We start from the raw sequence: 5,524 nt of genomic DNA, 5'->3' as shown, positions 1-5,524 counted from the left end.
CGCGCCCGCGCCGGGCGCCGCCTCCGGGCGGGCGGCGTGCTTGAGGAAGAGGCGCATCACGTGGGCGACGCCCGCCTCCGTGACGCTGCGCAGGTCGGGCGCGAAGTAGCGGGCGTGCGGCCCGGTGACGATCTCGTAGGCCGGGAAGTAGTGGACCCGGGGCAGCTGGGCCGCCTCCTCGGCGGCGACGCGCAGGACGGCCTTCGAGTAGGCGGTGGCCGACAGGACGTGCGCGTCCGGACGGGCGGTTGCGACGAGCGGCACCGGGGAGACCGTGAGCACGACCTGCGCCCGCGGGTTCACGGCCGCGAGGTCGGTGACGACCGCGCGCAGGTCGGCGGCGACCTCGGCGACGGACAGGTTGTGGAAGCGGTGCCGGGACCGGTCGAAGGTCCCGCCGCTCACGCCCGGGCAGACCGGGAACACGGCGCCGTCGGCCGCGGCGTGCCAGCACTCCGTGAGGCCGAGGGTGAAGACCAGCACGTCGAGGGTCTCGAGCATCCCGCGCACGGCCGCGAGGTGCTGGCGCCGGTCGGCACGCATCTCCGCCTCGGAGGCGAACCCCCCGGGCTCGATCGTCGGCCGGAACGGATCGAGCACCCGCCCGTCCGCCTCGATCCAGACGTCCTCGGCCGGCCGGAAGCGGCCGTAGGCCCGGGCCACGAGCTGGTGCAGCTGGCGCGCCGTGTAGATGTTGCCGTAGCGGGCCGAGAACAGCCCGTACTGGCGCTCGCGGGCCACGCGCCGGGCCAGGATCGGGTGGGCCGGCTCGGTGACGTGGTGGGTGAAGCCGGCCCGGTCGAGGTGGCGGGCGATGTGCTGGGCAAAGCAGCTGCCCGCCGTCGCGACCCGGTCGCCCGGCCCGATCCGGAGGTCGAACCGGCCGACCGGGTCGATTGCCGCGGGCGCCACGCCGGCGACCGACCGGGACCAGAAGGCGCGGTCGCGCAGGCGGCGGTAGGGATGGCTCACGGCCGTCCTTCCGCGGCCAGGGCCGCCGGGGCCCCGGGGCGGCACCCCGCCCGCGCCTCGATGGCGCGCAGGACCTCCTCGCCGAACCAGGCATTGCCGTGGGTCGCGTCCCGGCCGTAGGCGTCGGGGTGCAGGAGCCCGTCCGGCCCGACGACCCGGGGCGGGACCGGGAGGTAGTGGGCGCCGATGCGCCCGCAGAGGTCGCGCAGGATGCGGCCCTGGAGCCGCCAGATCTTGCGGCGCAGGGCGCGGGGCGCGACGCCGCGCTCCCCGAGGCCGTGGCTGCGGAAGTGGCTGTCCGCGCGGGCGAGCACGTGCGCCTCGTCCCCGAGGGGCGGCGGCGCCTCGAGGACGAGGATCGCAGGGCAGCCGGCCCGCGCCGCCTGGCGCGCCAGCAGCGTGGTGGCCTGGATCTCGCCGGCCATGCGGTCCTCGAGGCTGTCGCGCAGGCTCGATTCTGGGATCGGCCGCGCGCGCGGATCGAGGGCGGTCTCCGGCTCGCCGGAGAGCCGGAAGTCGAAGGGCTCCGGGGAGGCGATCAGGCTCATGGCGTTGTGCTTGTTGCCGCCGATGCAGGCGGCGACCCGCGTGGCCGGGCCGAGGCGCGCCGCCAGGGCCTCGGCGAGGCCGGGCGCGAAGCAGGGCGCGCCATCCGCCTCGCCCACCAGGGGCCGGAAGGGGCGCACGTCGAGGAACGCGGCGCTGCGCGCCTCGGGCTCGCGCAGGGCGAGCGCGCCCGCCAGGGCGACGCCGTGGCTCTCGCCGACGAGGAGGATCGGGGGCGGCCCGGCCATCGCGGCGGGAGCCGGCCTCAGACGACCCCGGCGCGCAGGATATCGTGGATGTCGAGGATGCCGACGGGCCGGCCCCGCTCGACCGCGAACATCGCGGTGATCTGGGTGCGGTTCATGAGCTCGAGGGCCGCGCTCGCGAAGGTGTTGGCCGAGGTCGTGATCGGGGTCGGCGTCATCACCTCGTCGACGAGGCGGTGGAGCAGGTCCTTGCCCGAGCGGTCCGTCCCCATGTGCCGGCGCATGTCGCCGTTGGTGATCATGCCGATGAGGTGGCCGCGGGGGTCGACGATGCCGGCGCAGCCGAAGCGCTTGCCCATGACGGCGAGCAGGGCCTCCGCCATCGGGATGCCGCTCGCCACGAGGGGCATCTCGTCCCCGACATGCATGAGCTGGCCCACGGTCTTGAGCCTCGCCGCGAGCTTGCCGCCGGGGTGGAAGAGCTTGAAGTCGCTGGCCGAGAAGCCGCGGCGCTCCAGCAGCGCCACCGCGAGCGCGTCGCCGAGCGCGAGCTGGATCACGCTCGAGGAGGTCGGCGCGAGGTTGTGCGGGCAGGCCTCCTTGACGAGGGGCAGCGGCAGCAGGATGTCGGCCGCGAGCCCGAGCGTGCTCGCGGGGTTCGACGTCAGGGCGACGAGCTTCACGGCGAAGCGCTTGGAGAAGCTGATGAGGTCGCCGAGCTCCGCGGTCTCGCCCGACCAGGACAGCGCGATCACGATGTCCTGCTGGGTGATCATGCCGAGGTCGCCGTGGCTGGCCTCGCTCGGGTGGATGAAGGCGGCCGGCGTGCCCGTGGAGGCGAGCGTCGAGGCGATCTTGCGGCCGATATGGCCGCTCTTGCCGATGCCCGAGACGATGACCCGGCCCTGGAGCCCGTGGATCGCCGCCACGGCGGCGCCGAACCCGGCCCTGAGCTCGCCGTCGAGGGCGCGCGCGAGGGTCAGGAGCGCATCGGCCTCGGTGCGGACGCTGCGGATCGCCGAGAAGTGCGCGGCCTCGACCACCTGCCCGGTCTCGGCGGCCGACCCATCCCCGCCGTAGATCTCGGCCCGGTTCGAACTCTCCATCACGGCCCCTCGCGCGCCTCTCGCCCGACGCCCTGCGGCGCCGCCCGACCCCCTCAGCCTGTCGGGGCATTTGCGGCCAGATTAAGTGCGAGCGCCCGCGGCCCCCGAAATTCGCCGGGCGGCGGCGCGGGCGGCGGCGCCCGTGGCGCCCGCGCCTCAGCCGAAGGCCGGCAGGTGCAGGTTCGCGAGCTCCGAGACCTGGATGCGCAGCTCCGGCAGCAGGATGGCGCAGCAGCGCACCGTCTCGCGCATCACCTCCGGGTAGGCGCAGGCCTCCCGCAGCGGGCTGCGCAGCGCCAGGAGCGGCAGGGCGGGCGCGTGGAACAGCGTCGCGGCGACGGCCGGGTCGAGCTGGAGCATCTCGACCTCGTGCACCGGGCCGAACGGGACGAGGTGCTGGCGGTAGGCCGGCGCCACGAAGTCGGTCAGGTCGGGCCGCACGAGGATGCGCATCCGCCACTCCCTGGGGTGGGGCACCGGGTCGAAGTGCAGGTCGTAGGCGCGCAGGCCGTGGAAGAACGGCCCCTTGACCTGCAGCGCCCCGAGGGCGCGCGCGAGGTCGAGGGCGCGGAAATCCGGGCTGGCGCCGTGCACGAGCGCCGTGTCGATCGGGTGCCCGGTCCGCAGGACGTTGCGCCGGGAGATCCGGTTCGGCGGCGGGGCCGGCGGCGGGCGGCCCGCGCCGGCGCGCCGCCCGATCCGGGCGAGGAAGCCCGCGAGGGCGGCGGCGTTGTCGAAGGCGTCGGCGATGCCCGCGAGCCGCACCGTCAGCCGCGCCATGGCGTCCGGGGTGAGCCGCGCCGTCCCGGCGTCGAGGTCGCGCAGCAGCGCCTCCGGCGCGGCGTACACCCCCTCGCCGAGGGCCTCGTAGAGCGGGAAGCCCGGCGCCAGCACTTGGCAGCCGCCGGTCAGCGCCGTCACGGCCCGGTTGAGGGACTTCGCCTGGCTGAACGGCTGGCCGCCGACGGGCAGGAAGGCGAGGAAGCTCGCGGCGATCAGCTCCGCCTCGCGCTCGAGCGTCCATTCCTCGATCCGGGCCTCGACGGGCAGGCGGGCGATGGACGCGAGCGCGGCCCGGGGCAGGGTCCGGGCGTTGGTCAGGACGGTGAGCCGGGCCGACCAGCCGTCCCGGGCGAGNTCGGCGATGCCGACCGGGAAGTACGGGTTCGTGCCGATCCCGAACCAGAGGACGTCGATCACCCGCGAGGCCAGGACCGCATGCAGCTTCTGCGCCGCGACCGTCGCCACGCGGCGCCACTCGTAGGGGGCGGCGGCGTCCGGCAGGAGCAGGACCGGGCGGCCCGGCAGGCGGCTCCGCACCATCGCGCGCAGCCGCTCGGTCGAGCAGAGCACGAACTGGAACAGCTCCCCGTACTTGTCGAGCCAGCGACGAAAGTAGAAAAGTCGCGTGTCCTCCACCTGACTGAAATAGTCGTCGAAGATGTCGATACCGACGAGCTTGCCGGCCGTCCGCATCCGCCGGATCAGCAGGGACGGCACGACGCCGTAGATCTTGCTGAACACGTAGGCGTCGTGAACGAGGGCCGAGGCCTTGGCGAGGCTCTCGGCCGTGGCGATCGAGACCGCGAGGTCGCCGAGGGCGATTTCGGGCCGCAGCCGCCCGTAGCGGATGCGCGCGCCGGCGCTCGCCTTGTGCTCCTCGCTCGACACCACGAAGCAGATCTTCATCGCGGCGTCCCCTGCCGGCTCCCGGTCACAGCGCCCGCACCACGGTGGCGGCGGCGAGGAGCCCGAGGAGGGCCGCCGCGTCGCCGAGCGCGACGCGGGGCACCTCGACCTCGCGGGGCCGCCCGCGCCGCTCCTCCTGCACCGCGGTCACCAGGGTGGTGCACAGGCTGCGGTAGCCGGCCGCGCCGGCGCGCAGGCCGTACGCGACGTCGTGCCCGTGGTTGGGGCAGGCCCGGGCGTCGAAGCCGCCGAGGTGCCGGAACGTCTCGGCGGCGACCATGCACAGGGCCGCGGAATTGGCGACCACCGGGTAGGTCGCGAGCGGCAGGGCAGCCTCGCAATCCGCCTCCGCGAGGCTGAGGAATGGCGCGCCGAGGAAGTCGATGCGGCTCGGGAAGTAGCCGCCCGAGCGGAAGGCGAGCTCGCCCGAGGGCCCGGCCGGCGTCGCGAGCAGGAGGCAGGCCGCGGAGGCGACCCGATCGAGGGCCGCGAGCCCGCGCAGGGCCGCGAGCGTGCGCCTGTCGTGCAGGACGAGGCTCGGCTCCGCGAAGAGCAGGTAGCGCCCCTCGGCGAGCGAGGCGCCGAGATTGTACTCGGCGCTCTGGTTGTGGGGCCGGTCGTAGCGCGCCAGGCGGGCGCGGTCGGGGAAGCGGCTCTCCGCGAGGGCGCGGATCTGCGGCGGCAGGTGCGGGTGCGAGCGGCTGTCGACCAGGATCACCTCGACGTCGCCGGCACAGCTCTGCGCGGCGAGGCTCAGGAGCAGCCGGTCGAGCCGCGCCAGCCCGTTATGCACCGGCACGACGACGGAGATGCCCTGCCCCTCGAGCGCCGCGAGGCCGGGGAGCGGCAGGGGCGCGTCGGGCGCGGTCGGGTAGAGGCGCCGGTCGTCCGCGGGGGCGCCCGGCGCCCCCGGCAGGATCGCGAGCGCCTCCGCGACGGCGGCGGGGCCGGCCGGCGCCTCCGCGGCGCCCGGCCGCGACAGCAGCACGGGGCAGGCCCAGGCTG

The 5,524-nt window shown here is 75.4% G+C and carries 4 protein-coding genes; all 4 read right to left on the bottom strand.

Translation table 11 applies throughout. The features are described from left to right. On the bottom strand, positions 1-972 hold a 972-nt coding region (locus tag DT057_RS05560; protein ID WP_128561109.1), incomplete at its 3' end, for a GSCFA domain-containing protein. Continuing rightward, entirely contained in the window at positions 969-1,766 is a 798-nt protein-coding gene (locus DT057_RS05555) for a hypothetical protein (RefSeq protein ID WP_128561108.1), read from the bottom strand. The genes DT057_RS05555 and DT057_RS05560, both read right to left, overlap by 4 nt. 17 nt (positions 1,767-1,783) lie before the next feature. After that, the gene (locus DT057_RS05550; protein ID WP_128561107.1) at positions 1,784-2,830 is read right to left on the bottom strand and encodes a KpsF/GutQ family sugar-phosphate isomerase; all 1,047 of its coding nucleotides are present in this window, start codon (positions 2,828-2,830) and stop codon (positions 1,784-1,786) included. A gap of 1,714 nt (positions 2,831-4,544) precedes the next feature. Further along, positions 4,545-5,524, bottom strand: a 980-nt coding sequence (locus DT057_RS05540) for a glycosyltransferase family 2 protein (RefSeq protein WP_128561105.1), incomplete at its 5' end; no start/stop codon positions are given.

This window comes from Methylobacterium crusticola (assembly GCF_003574465.1).
Classification (GTDB): Bacteria; Pseudomonadota; Alphaproteobacteria; order Rhizobiales; family Beijerinckiaceae; genus Methylobacterium; species Methylobacterium crusticola.
This window is presented reverse-complemented; position numbering and strand designations above follow the sequence as displayed.